Source organism: Novisyntrophococcus fermenticellae, from assembly GCF_018866245.1.
In the GTDB taxonomy this organism is placed as follows: Bacteria; Bacillota; Clostridia; order Lachnospirales; family Lachnospiraceae; genus Novisyntrophococcus; species Novisyntrophococcus fermenticellae.
In genome coordinates this window covers 2856247-2878081 of record NZ_CP076458.1, presented here as the reverse complement: position 1 = coordinate 2878081, position 21835 = coordinate 2856247, and the positions used below count along the sequence as shown (strand labels likewise).

The 21835-nt window shown below is 43.5% G+C and carries 22 protein-coding genes; 21 read left to right on the top strand and 1 reads right to left on the bottom strand.

Annotated elements, in window-relative coordinates:
• The first annotated feature begins 18 nt into the window (after positions 1–18).
• From dnaJ to thiI, 5 genes are all read left to right on the top strand, one after another.
• Entirely contained in the window at positions 19–1173 is a 1155-nt protein-coding gene (gene dnaJ / locus KNL20_RS13340; protein WP_230398219.1) for a molecular chaperone DnaJ, read from the top strand.
• 148 nt (positions 1174–1321) lie between these two features.
• Positions 1322–2275 carry a 50S ribosomal protein L11 methyltransferase gene (gene prmA / locus KNL20_RS13335; protein WP_230398218.1) on the top strand — a complete coding sequence of 318 codons (954 nt, stop codon included), beginning with the start codon at positions 1322–1324 and terminating at the stop codon, positions 2273–2275.
• 4 nt (positions 2276–2279) lie between these two features.
• Positions 2280–3020, top strand: a complete 741-nt coding sequence (locus KNL20_RS13330; RefSeq protein WP_230398217.1) for a 16S rRNA (uracil(1498)-N(3))-methyltransferase — start codon at positions 2280–2282, stop codon at positions 3018–3020.
• A 44-nt stretch (positions 3021–3064) separates the two neighbouring features.
• Positions 3065–4219, top strand: a complete 1155-nt coding sequence (locus KNL20_RS13325) for a cysteine desulfurase family protein (RefSeq protein WP_230398216.1) — start codon at positions 3065–3067, stop codon at positions 4217–4219.
• Positions 4220–4234: 15 nt separating this feature from the next.
• Entirely contained in the window at positions 4235–5416 is a 1182-nt protein-coding gene (gene thiI, locus KNL20_RS13320) for a tRNA uracil 4-sulfurtransferase ThiI (protein ID WP_230398215.1), read from the top strand.
• A 119-nt stretch (positions 5417–5535) separates the two neighbouring features.
• Here thiI and KNL20_RS13315 read toward each other — a convergent pair whose 3' ends face one another.
• Entirely contained in the window at positions 5536–5769 is a 234-nt protein-coding gene (locus tag KNL20_RS13315; RefSeq protein ID WP_230398214.1) for an HPr family phosphocarrier protein, read from the bottom strand.
• Between the two features lie 178 nt (positions 5770–5947).
• Here KNL20_RS13315 and mtaB point away from each other — a divergent pair, with 178 nt between their 5' ends.
• From mtaB to groL, 16 genes are all read left to right on the top strand, one after another.
• On the top strand, positions 5948–7282 hold the full coding sequence (gene mtaB / locus KNL20_RS13310) for a tRNA (N(6)-L-threonylcarbamoyladenosine(37)-C(2))-methylthiotransferase MtaB (RefSeq protein WP_230398213.1): 1335 nt from the start codon (positions 5948–5950) through the stop codon (positions 7280–7282).
• A gap of 81 nt (positions 7283–7363) precedes the next feature.
• On the top strand, positions 7364–7633 hold the full coding sequence (locus tag KNL20_RS13305; protein WP_230398212.1) for an IreB family regulatory phosphoprotein: 270 nt from the start codon (positions 7364–7366) through the stop codon (positions 7631–7633).
• 4 nt (positions 7634–7637) lie between these two features.
• On the top strand, positions 7638–8072 hold the full coding sequence (ruvX, locus tag KNL20_RS13300; protein ID WP_230400120.1) for a Holliday junction resolvase RuvX: 435 nt from the start codon (positions 7638–7640) through the stop codon (positions 8070–8072).
• A 23-nt stretch (positions 8073–8095) separates the two neighbouring features.
• A complete protein-coding gene (locus KNL20_RS13295; RefSeq protein WP_230398211.1) occupies positions 8096–8356 on the top strand; it encodes a DUF1292 domain-containing protein in 261 nt (86 codons plus the stop codon).
• Positions 8357–8430: 74 nt separating this feature from the next.
• Positions 8431–10095 carry a ribonuclease J gene (locus tag KNL20_RS13290; RefSeq protein ID WP_230398210.1) on the top strand — a complete coding sequence of 555 codons (1665 nt, stop codon included), beginning with the start codon at positions 8431–8433 and terminating at the stop codon, positions 10093–10095.
• Between the two features lie 4 nt (positions 10096–10099).
• Positions 10100–10441 carry a YlbF family regulator gene (locus KNL20_RS13285; RefSeq protein ID WP_230398209.1) on the top strand — a complete coding sequence of 114 codons (342 nt, stop codon included), beginning with the start codon at positions 10100–10102 and terminating at the stop codon, positions 10439–10441.
• Positions 10442–10455: 14 nt separating this feature from the next.
• Entirely contained in the window at positions 10456–10962 is a 507-nt protein-coding gene (locus KNL20_RS13280; RefSeq protein WP_230398208.1) for a hypothetical protein, read from the top strand.
• A 1-nt stretch (position 10963) separates the two neighbouring features.
• Positions 10964–11605 (top strand): O-methyltransferase, encoded by a 642-nt coding sequence (locus tag KNL20_RS13275; protein WP_230400119.1) that lies wholly within the window; start codon positions 10964–10966, stop codon positions 11603–11605.
• Between the two features lie 13 nt (positions 11606–11618).
• Positions 11619–12842, top strand: a complete 1224-nt coding sequence (locus tag KNL20_RS13270) for a peptidase U32 family protein (RefSeq protein ID WP_230398207.1) — start codon at positions 11619–11621, stop codon at positions 12840–12842.
• Between the two features lie 164 nt (positions 12843–13006).
• Entirely contained in the window at positions 13007–13627 is a 621-nt protein-coding gene (gene sigK, locus KNL20_RS13265) for an RNA polymerase sporulation sigma factor SigK (RefSeq protein WP_230398206.1), read from the top strand.
• Positions 13628–13820: 193 nt separating this feature from the next.
• Positions 13821–15365 carry a YifB family Mg chelatase-like AAA ATPase gene (locus tag KNL20_RS13260; RefSeq protein WP_230398205.1) on the top strand — a complete coding sequence of 515 codons (1545 nt, stop codon included), beginning with the start codon at positions 13821–13823 and terminating at the stop codon, positions 15363–15365.
• A complete protein-coding gene (dprA, locus tag KNL20_RS13255; protein ID WP_230398204.1) occupies positions 15365–16264 on the top strand; it encodes a DNA-processing protein DprA in 900 nt (299 codons plus the stop codon). Before KNL20_RS13260 ends, dprA begins: the two co-directional genes overlap by 1 nt.
• Before the next feature lie 169 nt (positions 16265–16433).
• Positions 16434–18509 carry a type I DNA topoisomerase gene (gene topA, locus KNL20_RS13250; protein WP_230398203.1) on the top strand — a complete coding sequence of 692 codons (2076 nt, stop codon included), beginning with the start codon at positions 16434–16436 and terminating at the stop codon, positions 18507–18509.
• A gap of 271 nt (positions 18510–18780) precedes the next feature.
• Positions 18781–19578, top strand: coding sequence for a GTP-sensing pleiotropic transcriptional regulator CodY (codY, locus tag KNL20_RS13245; RefSeq protein ID WP_230398202.1), 798 nt, complete (start codon positions 18781–18783; stop codon positions 19576–19578).
• A 270-nt stretch (positions 19579–19848) separates the two neighbouring features.
• Entirely contained in the window at positions 19849–20121 is a 273-nt protein-coding gene (locus tag KNL20_RS13240; protein WP_230398201.1) for a co-chaperone GroES, read from the top strand.
• A 36-nt stretch (positions 20122–20157) separates the two neighbouring features.
• Positions 20158–21780 carry a chaperonin GroEL gene (gene groL, locus KNL20_RS13235; RefSeq protein ID WP_230398200.1) on the top strand — a complete coding sequence of 541 codons (1623 nt, stop codon included), beginning with the start codon at positions 20158–20160 and terminating at the stop codon, positions 21778–21780.
• Positions 21781–21835 lie beyond the last annotated feature (55 nt).

The following is a 21835-nucleotide window of genomic DNA, read 5'->3' as shown; positions in this document are numbered from 1 at the left end:
GTAAAAGGGTGATAACATATGGCAGATAAAAGAGATTATTATGAAGTCCTCGGAGTCGATAAGGGGGCGGATGATGCAACATTGAAGCAGGCGTACCGCAAGCTGGCAAAGAAGTACCATCCGGATATGAATCCCGGCGATAAAGAGGCGGAGGCTAAATTCAAAGAGGCGACGGAGGCCTATGGTGTCTTAAGCGATCCTGATAAGCGGCGCCAATATGACCAGTTCGGTCATGCTGCATTTGAAAACGGCGGAGGCGGAGCGGGCGGATTCGGTGGCTTTGACTTCAGTGGTGATATGGGCGATATCTTCGGTGATATCTTTGGCGATCTGTTTGGCGGCGGGCGTTCCAGAAGGGCGAATAACGGACCTATGAAGGGTGCAAATCTGCGTGCTGTGATTCATATCACATTTGAAGAGGCGGTATTTGGCTGTGACAAGGAAATCGAACTGACACTGAAAGATACCTGCACAACTTGTCATGGGACAGGTGCAAAGCAAGGTACTTCACCTGAAACATGCAGCAAGTGTAACGGAAGCGGACAGGTCACGTATACGCAACAGTCGATGTTTGGTATGGTTCGTAATGTACAGACATGTCCGGAATGCGGCGGCAGCGGCAAGGTTATAAAAGAGAAGTGTGCTGATTGTCATGGAAGTGGGTTTATTGCAAACCGCAAGAAAATACAGGTAACAGTTCCTGCCGGTATTGACAACGGCCAAAGCATACGTATTCGTGATAAGGGAGAACCGGGAAGGAATGGCGGTCCAAGAGGGGATCTGTTAGTGGAAGTGCAGGTAGCCCGTCATCCGATTTTCCAGAGACAGGATATGAATATCTTCTCTACTGCCCCAATTACATTTGCACAGGCAGCTTTAGGCGGTGATGTAAGGATTAATACGGTGGATGGAGATGTAGTATATACGGTAAAACCTGGAACACAGACGGATACGAAAATCCGCCTGAAGGGAAAAGGAGTTCCTTCTCTGCGCAATAAGAGTGTCCGCGGCGACCAGTATGTAACACTGGTAGTCCAGACTCCGACCAGATTGAATGAAGAGGCAAAGGAAGCTCTTCGGAAATTTGATGAAGTCTGCGGTAATCGTACCACGGGCCCGGAAAAAAAGAAAAAAGGGTTTATGGATAAAGTAAAGGAAGCATTTGAAGATTAAATGATACGGAGGATTGGTTTACGGAAACGCACGTTTTCCAGCCAATCCTTCTTTTGTTGCAGTTTGGTCGTCGCTGAACTCCGGCTTGAAATATGGCGTAAAATCGTGTATTATAAATCCTACGTATTGGTATAGAGGAGAGAGACATATGAAGTGGAATAAATATACATTGAAGACCAAAAGTGATGTAGAGGATATCGTAATTTCTTCATTGGCGGATATTGGAATTCAGGGTGTGGAGATTGAAGATAAACAGCCTCTGACCAAAGAGGATAAAGAGCAGATGTTTGTGGATATCCTGCCGGATATGCCGGAAGATGACGGGATTGCCTATCTGAACTTTTATCTGGAACCGGAAGAGGACAACGAAAGTATCCTGCAAGATGTAAAAAAAGAACTGGAGAGTCTTAGAGAGTTTCTGGATATAGGGGAAGGAACTATTACGAAATCAGAGACCGAGGATAAAGACTGGATTAATAACTGGAAAGAATACTTTCATCAGTTCTATGTTGATGATATTTTGATTATTCCATCTTGGGAGGAGGTAAAGCCGGAAGACGAAGGAAAGATGATTATTCATATTGATCCGGGGACTGCTTTTGGTACGGGCATGCATGAGACGACCCAGCTATGCATCCGTCAGTTGAAAAAACATGTTACCTCTAAGGCCAGACTTCTGGATGTAGGTACAGGAAGCGGAATTTTATCCATCATCGCATTAAAACTGGGAGCTGCATATGCCGTGGGAACCGATCTGGATCCCTGTGCAATACCTGCGGTTGAAGAGAATAAAGAAGTGAATGGGATATCTGCCGAAACATTTGATATGATAATCGGAAATATCATTGATGATAAAGTGGTACAGGCACAGGTGGATCACGAGAAATATGACATTGTCACGGCGAATATTCTGGCGGATGTTCTGGTTCCGCTGACACCTGTGGTTGTCCATTATATGAAACCGGGAGCGGTATATATTACTTCGGGTATTCTGGATGTGAAAGAAAAAGAAGTAAAGAAAACGGTGGAGGCTGCCGGGCTTACCGTAATTGAGATAACGCATCAGGGCGAATGGGTATCCATAACTGCACAGAAGAGGTGAGGGAATGCATCGGTTTTTTGTCAACCAGAACCAGATTGAAGATACATGGATTCATATCCAGGGCAGCGATGTGAATCATATCAGGAATGTACTGCGCATGAAGCCGGGAGAAGAAATCCTTGTCAGCGATGGGAATAAGATGGAATATACATGCTGTATAGAAGCGCTGGACAAGGAGGAGGTTCTGGCAAAAATTGTGTATGCACAGGAGAATGGATTAGAATTACCATCCAGGATTTACCTGTTTCAGGGACTGCCCAAAGGCGATAAGATGGAATTAATCATTCAAAAGGCGGTTGAACTGGGAGTATATGAGGTCATTCCTGTAAATACAAAGCGCTGTGTTGTAAAACTGGATTCCAGGAAGGAAGTAAGCAAATTAAAGCGTTGGCAGGCCATATCAGAAAGCGCGGCCAAGCAGTCAAAACGTCTGGTGATACCTCAGGTTACAGGAGTAAAAAGTTTTGAGGAGGCTGTAAAATTTGCCGGTCAAATGGATATACGCCTGATTCCTTATGAACTTGCGAAAGGTATGGAGGAGACGAGAGAAGTCCTGGAAGGGATTCGGCCGGGACAATCCATTGGACTTTTCATTGGTCCGGAGGGGGGCTTTGAGGACAAAGAGATAGATATGGCTGTGAACAATGGCATCCTTCCTATTACGCTTGGAAAAAGGATACTTCGCACGGAGACTGCCGGGATGACATTGTTAGCAATACTGATGTATCTGTTGGAAAAGCAGTAATCATCTTATAGATGAAAAAGAAGATATAGAGGAAAATATATAAAATGGAAGCATATCTGGATAATGCAGCGACTACCTGCTGTTATGAAGAGGTAAAGGACCTTATGGTCCGGACAATGATGGTGGATTATGGAAATCCATCCGCCATGCATATGAAAGGCGTAGAGGCGGAGCGATATTGCAAAGAGGCAACTCAGACACTGGCGAAATTGATGAAGGTTCAGGAAAGTGAGATATATTTTACTTCGGGTGGAACGGAATCCAATAACTGGGCACTTTTAGGAACGGCATTAGCAAACCGCAGACAGGGAAACCATATTATTACCACAGCCATCGAACATTCAGCAGTCTCGGCGCCGCTTGCATTTCTGGAAGAGCAGGGCTGCAAGGTGACAAAATTGGGTGTGGATGGAGAAGGCCGGATATCCATGGAAGAATTGGAAAAGGCCATTACCGATGATACGATTCTGGTTTCCGTGATGTATGTGAATAATGAAATTGGGTCTGTACAGGACATAGCAGCGATAGGAGAGCTTATTAAACGTAAAAACCGCAACACCAGTTTTCATGTAGATGCAACGCAGGCCTTCGGGAAATACAGAATATTGCCCCGTAAGATGGGCATTGATCTGATGTCAGCAAGCGCTCATAAATTTCATGGACCAAAAGGTGCAGGCTTTCTTTATATTGGAGAAAAAACGAAGGTGCATCCGATGATTATGGGAGGCGGACAGCAGCGCGGCATGCGTTCCGGTACGGATAACGTCCCCGGAGTGGCGGGGCTTTCGAAAGCAGCGGAAATCACATACAGAAATCTGGAACAGAATCAGGCGCATCTGTTTGATTTAAAACAGCATTTGACGGAAGAACTTAGAAAGCTTCCGGATGTCGTGATCCATGGGATGCCGGTGGAGGAAGGAGCGCCACATATTGTCAATGCTTCCTTTTTGGGAGTAAGAAGTGAGGTGCTGCTTCATACGCTTGAGGAGCGGCAGATTTATGTATCGGCTGGCAGTGCCTGCTCCAGCCACAGACGAGCAGGAAGTGCGACACTGACGGCCATTGGATGTAATCAGGCGGAGAGGGAGTCAGCGTTAAGATTCAGCTTCAGTGAACGAACTACCCTGGATGAAGTAAATTATACGTTGGAGGTACTTAAGGAAGTACTCCCGGCCTTAAGAAGATATACCAGGCACTGATGAGAGGAGAAGCAGATGTTTAAAGCATTTTTAATAAAGTATGCGGAGATAGGGATAAAAGGAAAGAACAGATATCTGTTTGAGGAAGCTTTGGTAAATCAGATCAGATATAGTCTTGAAAAAGTGGAAGGTACATTTCGTGTTATCCGGGAGCAGGGAAGAATTTATGTGTTTACAGAGGGATATTTTGATTACGAGGAAACCGTACAGGCGCTTAAGTGTGTGTTTGGAATTTCAGGAATCTGCCCGGTTGTGGTGGTGGAGGATAAAGGTTTCGAAGATCTTGCAGATCAGGTGGTAGCGTATGTTAAGCACATGTATCCGGAATTTAACAAGACTTTTAAGGTGCATGCACGCAGAGCGAAGAAGACCTATCCTATGAACTCGATGGAATTGAACTGTGAGCTGGGCGGAAGAATCCTGGATGAGTGCCCGGGGATGAAGGTAGATGTCCATCAGCCTGAGATTCATCTGACTGTGGAAGTACGTCAGAAGATATATATATATTCTGAGACGATTCCGGGTCCCGGTGGAATGCCTGTTGGAACCAACGGATCCGCCATGCTGCTTTTGTCAGGGGGGATAGACTCTCCGGTAGCCGGCTATATGATTGCAAAACGTGGGGTAAAACTGGAGGCGGTTTATTTTCATGCACCACCGTATACGAGTGAACGTGCCAAGCAGAAAGTGGTGGATCTGGCGAGGCTGGTTGCACGTTACAGTGGCCCCGTACGTCTGCATGTTGTGAATTTTACAGATATCCAGCTATATATATATGAAAAGTGTCCCCATGACGAACTTACGATTATCATGCGGCGTTATATGATGAAAATTGCAGAGCAATTTGCCGGTGAAGACGGAGCATCAGCACTGATAACAGGTGAAAGTATCGGACAAGTTGCAAGCCAGACCATGCAGAGCCTTGCCTGCACCAACGAAGTATGTAAGATGCCGGTATTCCGCCCGCTGATCGGATTTGATAAACAGGAGATCGTGGACATAGCGTTGAAAATTAATACGTATGAGACTTCTATATTACCTTACGAGGATTGCTGTACCATCTTTGTAGCAAAGCATCCGGTTACCAAACCAAATCTGAACATTATCAAACGTTCTGAGCAGAATCTGCAGGAGAAAATTGATGAGATGATACAGACAGCAATTGATACAGCGGAGACGATAGAGATAGTGTATTAGAAAACGTTACGATTCGGCCACAGTGTGATCCCCCGGAGGTTTTTGCTTTATAGGACGAACTTTCCTATAAAGCAAAAAACAGCTGCACATGCTGCAGCTGTCTTCTGAAAGTCTGTTTTTTAAACAAGATATGGATTTAATACGGAAAGAACTGTTTCCAGGTTTTCACCTTCGGAATGAATATTTAAGTCAATAGGTTTTGACAAATCTAAACTGAAAATTCCCATAATGGATTTTGCATCTATAACGTATCTTCCGGATACTAAATCAAAATCAAAATCAAATTTGGAAATGTCATTGACAAATGATTTTACTTTGTCAATTGAATTGAGTGAAATCTGTACTGTTTTCATCGATAAAATCCTCCCTGAATTTGGTTTATAACTGACGTTTCTTCGTGTAATACTCGAACTATTGTCATAACTTATCTTACAGTTTATGGCAGTAAAAGTCAAGGCGAAAACCCACAAATAATACCAGGAATATTCGGTAAAATTGATAACTATTGAAATACAAATAAAGGAGAGGTATATGAAAAAGACGGTAGCTTTGCATAATTTAGGATGTAAGGTAAATGCCTATGAGCTGGAAGCCATGCAGCAGCTCCTGGAGGAAGCAGGGTATGAGATTGTTCCCTTTACTCCGGGTGCAGATATCTATATTATCAATACATGTACGGTAACAAATATTGCTGACCGAAAATCCAGACAGATGCTTCACAAGGCAAAGAAGATGAATCCCGCGGCGATTGTGGTAGCTACCGGATGTTATGTGCAGGCGCAAGGTGAAAAAATTGAAAAAGATCCGTCTATAGATATCATAATCGGGAATAATAAGAAACAGGATTTAATAGAGATTCTGAAAGAGTATGAGAACTGCAGCTCGGAAAAGGAGCAGGAAGATTCCGCTGTTTGCACGCATATGATAGATATAAACCATACCGGCGAGTATGAAAATTTATCGATTACCGGGACCGGCGGACATACAAGGGCATATATCAAGGTGCAGGATGGCTGCAACCAGTTCTGTTCTTACTGTATCATCCCATTTGCCAGAGGCAGAGTGAGAAGCCGGTCTGAAAACGATGTTGTAGGGGAAGTGAAAACTCTGGCCGGAAACGGCCATCAGGAGGTAGTTCTGACAGGAATTCACCTGAGCTCTTACGGAGTTGATCTGGAAGAGAGGGATTCTCTGCTGGGATTGATTCGGGCAATTCATGATGTGGAGGGGATACAGAGAATCCGCCTTGGCTCTCTGGAACCCAGAATTATAACAGAGGAATTTGTAAAAGGGATTGCAGCATTACCTAAGGTATGCCCGCACTTTCATTTGTCTTTACAAAGTGGGTGCAATGAGACACTGAAAAGGATGAATCGAAGATATACTTCTGAGGAATATATGGATGGATGCAGACTCCTGCGGAAATATTATGACAATCCGGCTCTGACTACAGATATCATCGTAGGATTTCCGGGAGAAACAACAGAAGAATTTGAAGCCTCTGAAGCCTTTGTGAAAGCCGTCCGCTTTTTTGAAACTCATATCTTTAAATATTCCCAAAGGGAAGGGACAAAGGCCGCGGTCATGCAGGAACAAATACAGGAACAGCAAAAGCATGAGCGCAGCCAGAAACTTCTGGAACTGGATGAACAGAGGAGAATGGAGTATATGGATCAGTTTTTAGGGCATCGGGTTGAAATTCTGATTGAGGAACAGATTGAACTGAATGGAATAAAGTATTGGACCGGATACACCAGAGAGTATATACGGGCTGCCGTAAAATCAGAAGAAGTGTTGCGGAATTGTCTGATAGAGGCTACTGTTGTGAACAGACAGCAAAATCTTTTGCTTTCTGAGACCGTTTGAGGATAACGGAAAGTTATCATTGAATTTTCCTGCAAAGTATATTAAAATGAAATAGATATCAATGAACGAGGACGTGAAAAAATGACAGATTTAGGTAATACGCAATACTTTAAAGTCAAAAGCGAACCGGAGATACAGGTTAAGGAAGTTCTGGATATAGTTTATAATGCGATGGCGGAGAAGGGCTATAACCCGGTGAACCAGATCGTCGGATATATTATGTCCGGAGATCCCACCTATATCACAAGTCATAAGGGTGCCCGCAGCATGATTATGAAGGTGGAGCGGGACGAGCTGGTGGAAGAACTTTTGAAAGAGTATATTAAGAATGAATCCTGGAAGAGAGACTGACTGTATGCGGATTTTGGGTTTGGATTTTGGCTCTAAGACAGTGGGTGTAGCGGTTAGTGACCCTCTTGGGATTACTGCCCAGGGGGTCGAAATTATCAGGAGAAAATCCGAGAATAAGCTGCGTCAGACACTTGCCCGCATAGAGGAACTGATTGAACAGTATCAGGTAGAACGGTTGGTGCTTGGATTCCCAAAACATATGAATAATGACATAGGTGACAGGGCTGTGAAATCTCTGGAATTTCAGGAAATGCTGAAGAGAAGAACAGGTCTGGATGTTGTTATGTGGGATGAACGGCTGACCACAGTCGCGGCAAACAGAACATTGATAGAGGCAGAAGTGCGCAGGGAAAACAGGAAAAATTTTGTGGACCAGATTGCGGCTGTGTTTATTCTGCAAGGATATCTGGATTATTTGTTTAATCAAAAACCTGAATAAAAGCAAAGAGGAAGTCACAGACTATGGAAAAAGTCAAATTTGTATCGGAAGATGGAAGTGAAATAGAGTTTTTCGTAGAAGAGCAAACCAGAGTGAACGGTATCGATTATCTGCTGGTTTCTGATTCTGACGAAGATGAGGCGAATGCCTACATCATGAAGGATGTATCCCAGGAATCCGCGCCTGACGCAGAGTATGTTATGGTGGAAGACGAAGTAGAATTCGATGCTATAGCAGGCATTTTTGCTCAGATGCTGGATGAGGTGGATCTCCATTCGTGTTAATGGCGTGTATGAGAATGTACGAAGACGTTCTCATACAGTTTGTGTTCGGAAATGATAAAAAATGGAGGTGCTTTTTGAAGAAAAAAGGTGAAAGTAAATTAAAGATCATTTCGCTCGGTGGTTTAGAGCAGATTGGAATGAATATCACTGCCTTTGAATATGAAGACAGTATAGTTGTCGTGGACTGTGGTCTGGCGTTTCCGGAGGATGATATGCTGGGAATTGACCTGGTGATTCCGGATGTGACTTATCTGAAGGACAACATACAAAAAGTAAAAGGATTTGTAATAACACATGGACATGAGGATCATATAGGGGCACTGCCTTATGTTTTGAAAGAGATTAATGTGCCCGTTTATGCAACAAAATTAACAATTGGATTAATTGAAAATAAATTAAAAGAACACAACCTTCTTCGTTCCACAAAAAGAAAGACGATTAAACACGGACAGTCTATTAATCTGGGGGCATTCCGTATAGAATTTATTAAGACAAACCATAGTATCCAGGATGCAGCAGCGCTGGCCATCTATTCTCCGGCAGGCACCATTATTCACACAGGGGACTTTAAAGTGGACTATACGCCTGTATTTGGAGATGCCATAGATCTTCAGCGATTTGCGGAAATCGGCAAAAAAGGCGTGTTGGCGCTGATGTGCGACAGTACGAATGCGGAACGTAAGGGCTTCACCATGTCCGAGCGTACTGTGGGTAAAACATTTGACAACATCTTTGCTGAACATAAAAACACGCGTATCATTATAGCTACATTTGCATCCAATGTGGATCGGGTGCAGCAGATTATCAACTCTGCTTATAAATATGGCAGAAAAGTTATCGTAGAAGGCCGCAGCATGGTGAATGTCATCACCACAGCATCGGAACTGGGATATTTGAATATTCCGGAAAATACTCTGATTGATATCGACAAGATGAAGAACTATCCGGATGACCAGATGGTTCTTGTAACGACCGGAAGCCAGGGCGAGTCTATGGCCGCTCTTTCACGTATGGCAGCCAATATACACAAGAAAGTATCTATTAAACCCGGCGACACAATTATATTCAGCTCTAATCCTATTCCGGGTAATGAAAAGGCAGTATCTAAGGTGATCAATGAGCTTTCGGTCAAGGGTGCTGATGTGATTTTTCAGGATGTCCACGTTTCAGGACATGCCTGCCAGGAAGAGATTAAACTTATATACTCGCTGGTACATCCCAAATATGCAATTCCTGTACATGGCGAATACCGTCATTTAAAGGCGCAGAAGGGGATTGCAGAATCCTTAGGTATCCCTAAGGAGAATATATTTATTCTGCGTTCCGGTGATGTACTGGAACTGGATGATCAGAGCTGTGCAGTGACCGGCAAGGTTCATACGGGAGCAATTATGGTGGATGGACTTGGTGTCGGAGATGTGGGCAATATTGTACTGCGTGACCGTCAGCATTTGTCCGAGGATGGGATTATGGTGGTGGTTCTGACACTGGAAAAGCGCAGTAATCAGCTATTATCCGGTCCGGATATCGTTTCACGCGGTTTTGTATATGTCCGTGAATCTGAGGATTTGATGGGAGAGGCCAGAGTTGTGGTGGAAGACGCGCTGGATGAATGCCTTAACCGTAAAATCAGTGACTGGGGTAAAATCAAGACGGAAATCAAGGATTCTCTGGGAGATTTTGTATGGAAGAAAACGAAGAGGAGACCGATGATACTTCCGATTATCATGGAGGCGTAAGCTTATGTCAGGCGATGTGGTAAAGTGCACGGAAGCGCTTGTTCATGCCATGTTAAACAGTGAAGAATATCAGAATTACCAGCGATATGAAGGTGAGCTGAGAAGTAAACCTAAGCTGCGTGAACAGGTTGATGAATTTCGAATCAGAAATTACCATCTCCAGAAGCAGGAAGGGATTGACCTGTATGATGAGGTGGATAATCTGGAAAGGGAATTTGAGCATATACGCAAGAACGCACTTGCCAATGCATATCTGGAGGCCGAATTGGCGGTCTGTAAGATGATGCAGGATACACAGACTGCACTTGTAAAGAGCTTAAATATCTCCATACCGGATGAGGTTTAACAAAGGAGAGGCATATGGCTAAGAAAAATAAGGATACCGGATATAGAGCGGCGCTTACAGGTGCCAGAGGAACTCTGCGGATTCTGATATATATCTTCGGAATTGTACTGATTCTGTATCTGGGAAAAATCACATATAGTTTTGGCTACGATGTATTTGCCCAGAAGCCTGTTGCCTCCTCTGAGAGTAAAGGACAGGATGTCACTGTAATTATCAAGGAAGATACTTCGACCTATGGGATAGGGAAACAGCTTTCAGAGAAAGGTCTGATCGCAAATGGGCCTGTAGTATTCTGGGTTCAGGTTCGATTGTCAGACTATTACGGCAAACTGGAACCCGGGAGTTATATATTGAATACGTATCAGACGGTAGACGAGATGCTGGAGATTTTATCCAAACAAAATACAGAAGGTCAGCCCTCAGAGGATGATGATACTTCCGGCGAAAGTGATGGAGATGACAGCGATGACGCTGCGATTCCGGAGCATGCCCAGGAAGGTACGCAGGAAGGCGGAGAATAAGTTGATTGTTGACGAAAGAATGCTTACCTTCATTAATTCCATGGATGTCGGTCATACACCTTTCCTGGAGGAATTGGAGCAAGAGGCAAAAGAGGCTTTTGTTCCGATTATCCGAAGGGAAATGCAAAGCTTTTTAAAAGTGTTTTTAAAAATCCAAAAGCCTGAGAGAATCCTGGAGGTGGGAACTGCCATAGGGTTCTCTGCTCTTTTTATGGCTGAATACGCACCTTCGAATTGCAAGATGACAACGATTGAGAATTATGAAAAGAGAATACCGGTTGCCAGGAGACATTTTGAAGAGGCCGGAAGGCAGGAACAAATTACGCTGCTGCAAGGGGATGCGAGAGATGTACTGAAAACACTGGAAGGAACTTACGATTTAATCTTTATGGATGCTGCCAAAGGGCAGTATATTCATTACTTACCAGAACTTATGAGACTCATGCATCCGGGAAGCGTACTTATCTCGGATAATGTCCTCCAGGATGGTGATATCATAGAATCCCATTATATTGTGGAGCGGAGAAACCGTACGATTTATAAGCGCATGAGGGAATATCTCTATATGCTGAAGCACCATAAAGAATTGGAGACAGCTATAGTACCATTGGGAGATGGAATCACAATCAGTGTGAAGTGTTGAGAAGGAGGAATACATGAGAGAACCGGAGTTACTGGTGCCGGCAAGCAGCCTGGAGGTTTTGAAAGTGGCTGTGATATTTGGAGCCGATGCTGTCTATATCGGTGGAGAAGCCTTTGGACTGCGTGCGAAAGCTAAGAATTTTTCTCCGGAAGATATGAGGGAAGGAATTGCTTTTGCACATACGCGGGATGTTAAAGTTTATGTGACGGCGAACATTCTGGCACATAATGAAGATCTTGAAGGTGTAAGGAAGTATTTTGAAGAATTGAAGGACATAAAACCAGATGGATTGATTATTTCGGATCCAGGCGTGTTTCAGATTGCAAAAGAAGTCTGCCCGGAAATTGAGCGGCATATCAGTACACAGGCCAATAACACCAATTATGGGACATTTAACTTCTGGTATCAACAGGGGGCAAAGAGGATTGTTACCGCCCGGGAATTGTCACTGGAGGAAATACGAAGTATAAGGAAACATATTCCGGAGGATCTGGAAATTGAGACATTTATTCATGGGGCGATGTGCATGTCTTATTCGGGAAGGTGTCTGCTCAGCAACTATTTAACGGGCAGAGATGCGAACCGGGGAGCCTGTACCCACCCATGCAGATGGAAGTATTCCGTAGTAGAAGAGTCAAGACCCGGGGAATACATGCCGGTATATGAGAATGAAAGAGGAACCTTCATATTTAATTCCAGGGATTTATGTATGATTGAACATCTGCCGGATATCCTGAATGCGGGGATTGACAGCCTGAAAATTGAAGGACGTATGAAGACTGCCCTCTATGTGGCCACAGTCGCACGGACGTACCGGAAAGCAATCGATGACTATCGAAAGGATCCCGAATTATATCAGCAAAATATGCCATGGTATCGGGAGCAGATTTCCAATTGCACATATCGGCAGTTCACTACAGGATTTTTCTATGGAAAGCCTACAGATGAGGCACAGATTTATGATAATAACACCTATATACAAGAGTATATATACCTCGGGATTGCAGGAGAAAGGGATAAACGCGGATATTATTCGACTGAACAGAGAAATAAGTTTTGTGTCGGCGAGGAGATAGAAATCATGAAACCGGATGGTCGAAACATTCCGGCAACTGTACGCGCGATTTTTGATAACGAAGGAAATTCCATGGAGTCGGCACCACATCCGAAGCAGAAATTGTGGATTGATCTGACCCATGAGATGGATGCATTTGATATTCTGCGAAAAAAGGCGTAAATAATGTAAAAAGGGACTGAGGTCCCTTTTTTGATACCACTTTCTTAAAATCCGACTGCTTGTTCTATAAAAACACCTCAATACGACAAAATAGGGACAGTTGGAAAAGCACATTTTTCCGATTCAGGTCATAGAATAGATAGAAATCCTCTTCGAGGTGCAGCTTGAAAACATTCCAAAAACCCCTGTCGGCACAGGAAGAGAAAGCATTTCTTAAAAAATACCAGGAGGGAGATCTGGATGCTAAGAATGTTCTGATTGAGCGGAATATGCGGTTGGTGGCCCATGTAGTTAAGAAATATCAGGGGATAGCGGAAGACCAGGAAGATCTGATCTCTATAGGCACCATTGGTCTGATTAAAGCTGTGAGCACATTCGACCATAATAAGAGCAGTAAACTGGCCAGCTATGCGGTCCGATGCATAGAAAATGAAATTCTGATGTTTTTACGTTCCCGTAAAAAGCTAAATAAGGAAGTATCGCTCTATGAATCTATAGGAACTGATAAAGAGGGTAATGAAATACATCTTATGGATGTGATGGAGGGAGATGCCGAAGATACGGAGGAACAATACCTCCATAAGGAAAATGTGCGAAAGCTTTATAATCTGGTTGAACAGGTGCTGACAGAACAAGAATATAAAGTGCTTTGCATGCGATATGGTCTGTATGGGACGGAAGGGCTGACCCAGCGGGCTATTGCCGGAAAGATGGGAATCAGCAGATCCTATGTTTCCAGGATTGAAAAAAATGCTGTTATAAAGCTCAGGAATTATTTTGAATAAACCATGCAGGCGCGGACTATCCCGCGCTTGTTTTCTGTATATTAATACGAAATGAAGGGTTGTATACTTTTAATGGCAGGAGTATAATTGTCTCATGAACAAATCATACGGAATCCCTATCTGGAATTCCATTTGTCAGTGAATCTTTTTCTTTTTATTTCCCATGCTTAATTAGATGAATAACGGAGGGTTTATGTTTTGTAGTGTATTATCGGCTGCAATTTATGGAGTTGATGCGGTAAAGGTACAGGTAGAGGCTGATGTCAGTGATGGTATGCCGCAGTTTGTCATAGTCGGATCTGTTTCAGCACAGGTAAAAGAAGGTCAGGATCGTGTGAGGACGGCACTTCGGAATGTTGGGGTTGCTTTCCCGCCCAAGCGGGTAACAATTAATCTGGTTCCTGCAGACATCAGAAAGGATGGTTCCAGATTTGATCTGCCAATGGCAGTCGCATTCTTAAAAGCGGTCGGAAGGATTCCGCCGGGAGCACTTGACGATGTGATGGTTATAGGAGAAGTGCGCCTGAATGGAGGTATTCAGGGGGTCACAGGGGTACTTTCCACCGTGCTTCTCGCCCGGGAATCAGGATGCAAAAGATGTGTGATACCCAGGGACAATATCAAAGAAGGAAACATTGTAGACGGAATACAGGTAATTGGAGTAGAATCCCTGAAGCAGCTGATTACATATTGCTTTGATGAAAGGTCGATAAAGGAAGACAAAGAAAGAGAAGCAGTGGACGAGAAGGGTGATTATGATGTGGACTTTCAGGACATATTGGGTCAGGAATATGTAAAAAGAGCAGCATTAATCGCGGCCTGTGGTTTTCATAACCTTTTGCTCCGGGGAGGTCCGGGAAGTGGAAAGTCGATGCTGGCAAAGCGCTTGCCGACGATCATGCCGGAACTTACCAGAGAAGAAAGTCTGGAGTTAACCAAGATATATAGTGTGGCAGGGATGCTGCCGGGGGAAGCACCGGTGCTGAAAAAAAGACCTTTTCGTCAGCCGCATCATACCATATCACCACAGGCTCTGGCTGGAGGAGGCAGGATTCCAATTCCTGGTGAAATAACACTGGCTCACCATGGGGTACTGTTTTTGGATGAATTGGCCGAGGTTTCCAGGAAGACAATAGAGATTCTCCGCCAACCGTTGGAAGACCATCAGATTATAATATCGAGGACGGGTGGAAGATTTCTGTTTCCTGCCAATTTTATGCTGGTAGGAGCCATGAATTCCTGCCCTTGCGGATTCTATCCCGATATGAACCGCTGTACCTGCACAATGCAGGAAATTATAAGGTATACGAATAAAATCAGCCTTCCTCTTCTGGACCGGATGGACTTATGTGTAGAAGTACCTGCTCTTGGTTATGAAGCATTGACAGAAACCGGAAGAAAGGGTAAATCTTCAGGAGAGCTAAGAAAAATTGTGTACAGAACACTGCAGATACAGCAAAACCGATATCAGGAACAGCCATGGAACAAAAAGGATGGAATTCACTATAACAGTGGATTAAATCCACAGGATATTGAGAGATTCTGTCCCATAACTGCTGAGGGAAAAAGGCTATTAAAGCAGGCATTTGAAGTCTACGGGATCACAGCCAGAGGTTACCATAAAATTATAAAGGTGGCGAGAACCATTGCAGATCTGGATGAGAGTGATGTAATAAGAACAGAGCACATCAGCGAAGCAATCTGCTATAGAAGTCTGGATAACCTGGATAGAAGGTGATGGAAAGGATTAGAGGTATGAGAGAGGAAAGGTATGAATATTATGGAAGGGAAGAGAGCAAATATCCAGGCCGTCTGAAATTACTGCCCAGAATGCCGGAAGGAATTTATGTAAAAGGAAAACTCCCGGCAGAAGACGAGCCTGTGGTTGCGATTGCAGGCGCCAGAGCATGTTCCTCTTATGGGAGACAATTAGCATTTGAATACGCAAGAATTCTGGCTGAATGTGGGGTTCAGATTATCAGCGGGCTTGCCTATGGAATAGATACAGGTGCACATGAAGGAGCATTAGCCGGAGGAGGAAAGACATTTGCAGTACTTGGATGTGGTGTGGACATTTGTTATCCAAAAGAGAATTATCCGCTCTATAGGAAGATGCTTGCCCGGGAGGGTGGAGTTTTGTCAGAATTCCCGCCGGGTTCTGCGCCGGAGGCCTGGCATTTTCCTGTCAGAAATCGTATTATAAGCGGCCTGGCAGACGCGGTGCTGGTAGTGGAAGCCAGAGAACGCAGTGGATCCCTGATTACCGCTGACTATGCACTGGAACAAGGAAAACTTGTATTTGCCATACCGGGAAGAGTTGGAGATGCTTTGAGCAGAGGGTGTAATTATCTGCTCTACCAGGGAGCGGGATTAGCGTATCAGCCGGAATGTATTTTGGAAGAATTGGGAATTACAAGTACTCCAAATCATAAAATTAAATACAAAATCAAAAATTTTTCGAAAGAGGAGCAATGTGTTTATCAACAACTGGATATTTTACCAAAGAGCTTGGGTGAACTTGCAGATATAACGGAGTACTCAATGCCTGTTTTATCAAAGATTTTGCTGACTTTACAGGCAAAAGGTTTTGTGGAAGAATCATACAGAAATTATTGGCGGAAATTTGGACAATACTAAGAAAACAGCGTATGATTTTTAGATTTTGGCGCTCCGGGTCAGGAAAAAGAACTTGCAAGAAAAAATAATTTGGTGTATAGTGGTCTCAATTTGTTACGGTTCAGCCCAGAACAATGTAATCAGCTAACGGCTGTGCCGTAACTTCAATTTAGTGTTAGGAGGCAATAGGGTGGCAAAGTATCTTGTTATCGTGGAATCACCGGCGAAAGTGAAGACGGTGAAAAAATTCCTCGGGGCCAATTATGAAGTAGCAGCATCAAATGGACATGTTCGGGATCTTCCAAAGAGTCAGCTGGGTATTGACATAGAACATGACTTTGAGCCAAAATATATAACAATTCGTGGTAAAGGAGAGCTTTTGGCAGGTTTGCGTAAATCTGTGAAGAAGGCAGACAAAATTTATCTCGCAACTGACCCTGATCGCGAAGGAGAGGCAATTTCATGGCATCTGTCCAAGGCGTTAAAGCTGGAAGACAAGAAGATGCAGCGTATAACTTTTAATGAGATAACAAAAACCGCTGTAAAGGCGTCTCTTAAGGAAGCCAGAGAAATTGATATGAATCTGGTGGATGAGCAGCAGGCGCGCAGGTGCCTGGATCGTATGGTTGGATATGAGATCAGTCCGCTGCTCTGGAAAAAAATCAAACGAGGATTAAGCGCGGGGCGTGTTCAATCGGTTGCGCTTCGGATTATAGGTGACAGGGAAGAGGAAATCAATGCGTTTATTCCGCAGGAGTACTGGTCGCTGGATGCATCGTTTCAGATACCGGGTGAGAAAAAACCGTTAGTCGCTCATTTTTACGGAAAAGATAAAAAAATCAATATTAATTCAAAGGAAGAGATGAACCGGATTCTGGATGAATTAAAAGGTGCGCAGTTTGAAGTCACAGAAGTGAAGAAGGGTGAGCGCACCAAAAAGGCACCGCTTCCCTTTACTACAAGCACCCTGCAGCAGGAGGCTGCTAAGGTACTAAACTTCGCTACATCCAAAACCATGCGTCTTGCTCAACAATTATATGAAGGCGTGGACATTAAGGGAAATGGTACGGTAGGACTTATTACCTATCTGCGTACGGATTCTACACGTATTTCAGTAGAGGCCAGCACAGCGGCCCGGGAATATATCGCTGCTGAATACGGAGAAGAATATACGGCAAAAGCGGAGCATACAGAAAATAAGAATAAGAAAGCCCAGGATGCTCATGAGGCAATCCGTCCCTCAGATATCACAAGAACGCCGGCAGCGATGAAAGACTCCCTTTCCAGAGATCAATTCCGTCTGTATCAGCTGATCTGGAAGCGGTTTACTGCCAGCCGGATGCAGTCTGCAATATATGAAACAACATCTGTGAAAATTAAGGGAAATGACTATCTGTTTACTGTATCGGCATCCAGAGTGAAGTTTGATGGATTCATGTCCGTCTATATACAGGAAGATGACGAGAAGAAAGAAAGCAATACTTTAGTACGTGCGTTAGATAAGAACACACAGCTGAAACTGGAGCAGCTTCAGCCGGAGCAGCACTTTACACAGCCCCCTGCACATTATACGGAGGCATCGCTGGTTAAGACTCTGGAAGAACTGGGAATTGGCCGGCCAAGTACTTATGCTCCGACAATTACCACGATACTTGCACGCCGGTATGTGGCGAAAGAAAACAAGAATCTGTACATGACAGAATTGGGCGAAGTGGTTAATAAGATGATGAAGCAGGCTTTTCCGACCATAGTAGATGTAAACTTTACAGCTAATATGGAGGCACTTCTGGATAAGGTAGGTGATGGCAGTGTGCAGTGGAAGACTGTTGTGAGAAATTTCTGGCCGGATCTGAAGGAATCTGTGGAGCGTGCGGAAGAAGAACTGGAACAGGTAGAGATTGCCGATGAGGTTACCGATGAAATCTGTGAGGTATGTGGACGGAATATGGTGATTAAATATGGACCGCATGGAAGGTTTCTGGCCTGCCCCGGATTTCCTGACTGTAAGAATACAAAACCATATCTTGAAAAAATAGGTGTCAGCTGCCCAAAATGTGGAGGAGAGATTATCCTGAAAAAGACAAAAAAGGGCAGAAGGTATTATGGTTGTGAACATAATCCTGACTGTGATTTTATGACATGGCAGAAGCCGTCCGGTGAAAAATGCCCTCAGTGCGGCGGATACATGTTGGAGAAGGGGAATAAGCTTTTGTGCGCAAATAATCAATGTGGTTATGTCGCACAGAAATTGAAGATAGAAGAATAGAACCCGAAAGAAACACCTTTAGTTACAGTTTGGTAATTATGATAAATAAAGTCATGACTAAACTGTAACTATTTTTTTGAATTATTTCACTTTATATAGATGCAGCGCAGTGAAATTGCCCCTATGGCTGAAAGGTAATAATAACTCATCAAATTGTCAGAAAATATATTGCCTACGTCGGAATTCCATGCTACAATATAAACGGCTTAAAATTGTAGATGTGATACAGTTTTAAATTTAAATCAATCATGCAGAAGGGAGCGTGTGTAAGATGAGCGTACAATTATTAGATAAGACCAGAAAGATAAATAAACTGCTTCACAATAATAACACTACGAAAGTGGTATTCAGTGATATCTGTAAAGTCTTAAGTGAAACGCTGGATTCCAACATTCTGGTAATCAGTAAGAAAGGAAAAGTTCTGGGGGTCGGTCTGTGTGATGGCGTACAGGAAATTACAGAATTGATTGTTGACAAAGTGGGCGGCTATGTGGATATACTTCTGAATGACCGCTTTTTAAGTGTATTGTCTACAAAAGAGAACGTCAATCTTGAGACTCTTGGATTTGAGGGCGAATATTTCAAACAATATACTGCAATTATAACACCAATTGATATTGCAGGGGAACGTCTTGGCACAGTTTTCATGTACCGGTGTAAACCCAGTTATGATATTGATGATATTATTGTGAGCGAGTATGGCACTACTGTGGTAGGATTGGAAATGATGCGTTCCGTCAACGAAGAAAATGTTGAGGAGAACCGGAAAGTTCAGGTGGTGAAATCTGCATTCAGCACATTATCCTTTTCCGAATTGGAAGCAATCATTCATATTTTTAATGAACTGGATGGCGATGAGGGAATTTTGGTTGCAAGTAAAATTGCGGACCGCGTCGGTATCACAAGATCTGTAATTGTCAATGCGCTGCGCAAATTTGAAAGTGCCGGTGTGATTGAATCCAGATCCAGTGGGATGAAGGGAACCTATATCAAGGTATTAAACGACTATATTTTCGACGAGTTAGAAGAAATTAAAGATAAAAAGAACTTAAAAAGCCATGATAAATGATAATAAGCGGGGCAGCACAGTGCAGATAACTGTAACTGTGTATTGCCCTGCTTTGCAAATATAAACAGAATATAAAATATCAAAAAAATATAAAAGTGAGATAACAGGAGTAAGAATGAGTATAATATAGAAAATATCAGAATTATTCCTAAAAAATCGAAATGAATGTAGTTGCGAATTCTGGTGATAATCACTAATATAAGAATCACCGAGTAGCACTCGAAGCTAACGAGTGCTAATAAGAAACAAACATTAAGGAGGTAATATAGAATGAAGTTAGTACCATTGGGTGACAGAGTAGTATTAAAACAGTTAAAAGCAGAGGAAACCACAAAATCAGGTATCGTTCTTCCAGGCCAGGCACAGGAAAAACCTCAGCAGGCAGAGGTGGTTGCAGTTGGACCCGGAACCGAAAAAGTGAAGATGGAAGTAGAGACTGGAAATCAGGTTATTTATTCCAAGTATGCAGGTACGGAAGTAAAGCTGGATGAGGAAGAATACATCATCGTAAAACAGGAAGATATTCTTGCAGTTGTTGAATAATCAATCATAATAAATATTAATCAGGAGGCAGATAACATGGCAAAAGAAATTAAATATGGAGCAGACGCAAGAGCAGCTCTTGAAGTAGGTGTTAATAAACTGGCTGATACTGTAAGCGTGACACTTGGGCCAAAAGGAAGGAATGTGGTACTGGATAAGCAGTTCGGAGCACCACTCATTACGAATGATGGCGTTACAATAGCAAAGGAAATTGAACTGGAAGATGGTTTCGAGAACATGGGAGCGCAGCTGATTAAAGAAGTTGCATCCAAAACGAATGATGTGGCAGGTGATGGTACTACTACAGCTACTGTATTGGCTCAGGCAATGGTTCATGAAGGCATGAAGAACCTGGCGGCAGGAGCAAACCCGATCGTACTCAGAAAGGGTATGAAGAAAGCAACTGATAAAGCGATTGAACTGATTGCAAAGATGAGCAAGGCAGTTGAAGGCAAAGAACAGATGGCAAGAGTTGCTGCCGTATCCTCAGGCGAAGACGAAGTAGGAGAGATGGTAGCGGATGCCATGGAGAAGGTTTCTAAAGATGGTGTCATTACAATTGAAGAATCCAAGACCATGCTGACAGAGCTGGATCTGGTTGAAGGTATGCAGTTTGACCGTGGATATATTTCAGCATATATGTCAACCGATATGGAGAAGATGGAAGCTTCTTTATCAGATCCTTATATCCTTATTACAGATAAAAAAATCAGCAATATTCAGGAAATCCTTCCGCTGCTGGAGCAGATTGTTCAGTCAGGCGCAAGCTTGCTGATTATCGCAGAGGATGTTGAAGGAGAGGCATTATCCACATTAATCGTCAACAAACTTCGCGGAACATTCAAGGTAGTTGCTGTTAAGGCACCAGGCTATGGAGACAGAAGAAAAGAGATGCTTCAGGATATCGCTATTCTTACCGGAGGTGCTGTAATCTCTGAGGAACTGGGATATGAACTGAAAGATACTACTATGGAACAGCTGGGACGTGCAAAATCCGTTAAAGTTCAGAAAGAGAACACGGTGATCGTAGACGGATGCGGAGAAAAGTCTGAGATTGATGCAAGAGTTGGCCAGATTCGTTCACAGATTGAAGAAACCACATCTGAATTTGACAGAGAAAAACTTCAGGAAAGACTAGCCAAACTGGCAGGCGGTGTAGCTGTTATCCGTGTAGGAGCCGCAACAGAAACAGAGATGAAGGAAGCGAAGCTTCGCATGGAAGATGCCTTAAATTCAACAAGAGCAGCTGTGGAAGAAGGAATTATCGCCGGCGGCGGATCCGCTTATATTCATGCATCCAAGGAACTTGAGAGCTTTGTTGAAAATTTGGATGGGGATGAGAAGACAGGTGCAAGAATTATCCTGAAGGCACTGGAATCACCGTTATTCCATATTGCAGCCAATGCCGGTCTGGAAGGATCTGTAATTATCAATAAGGTAAAAGAGTCACCAACTGGTGTGGGATTTGATGCATATAAAGAAGAATATGTTGATATGGTTAAAGCAGGTATCCTAGACCCGGTTAAGGTTACAAGAAGCGCACTTCAGAACGCTACAAGTGTTGCAGCAACTTTACTGACAACAGAATCTGTAGTTGCAGTAATCAAAGAAGAAACACCTGCAATGCCGGCCGGCGGTCAGGGAATGGGAATGATGTAATCTGCTAGAATAGAGAACTTTAGAAAAATAGGAGCTATGCGCATAGACGCTGGCT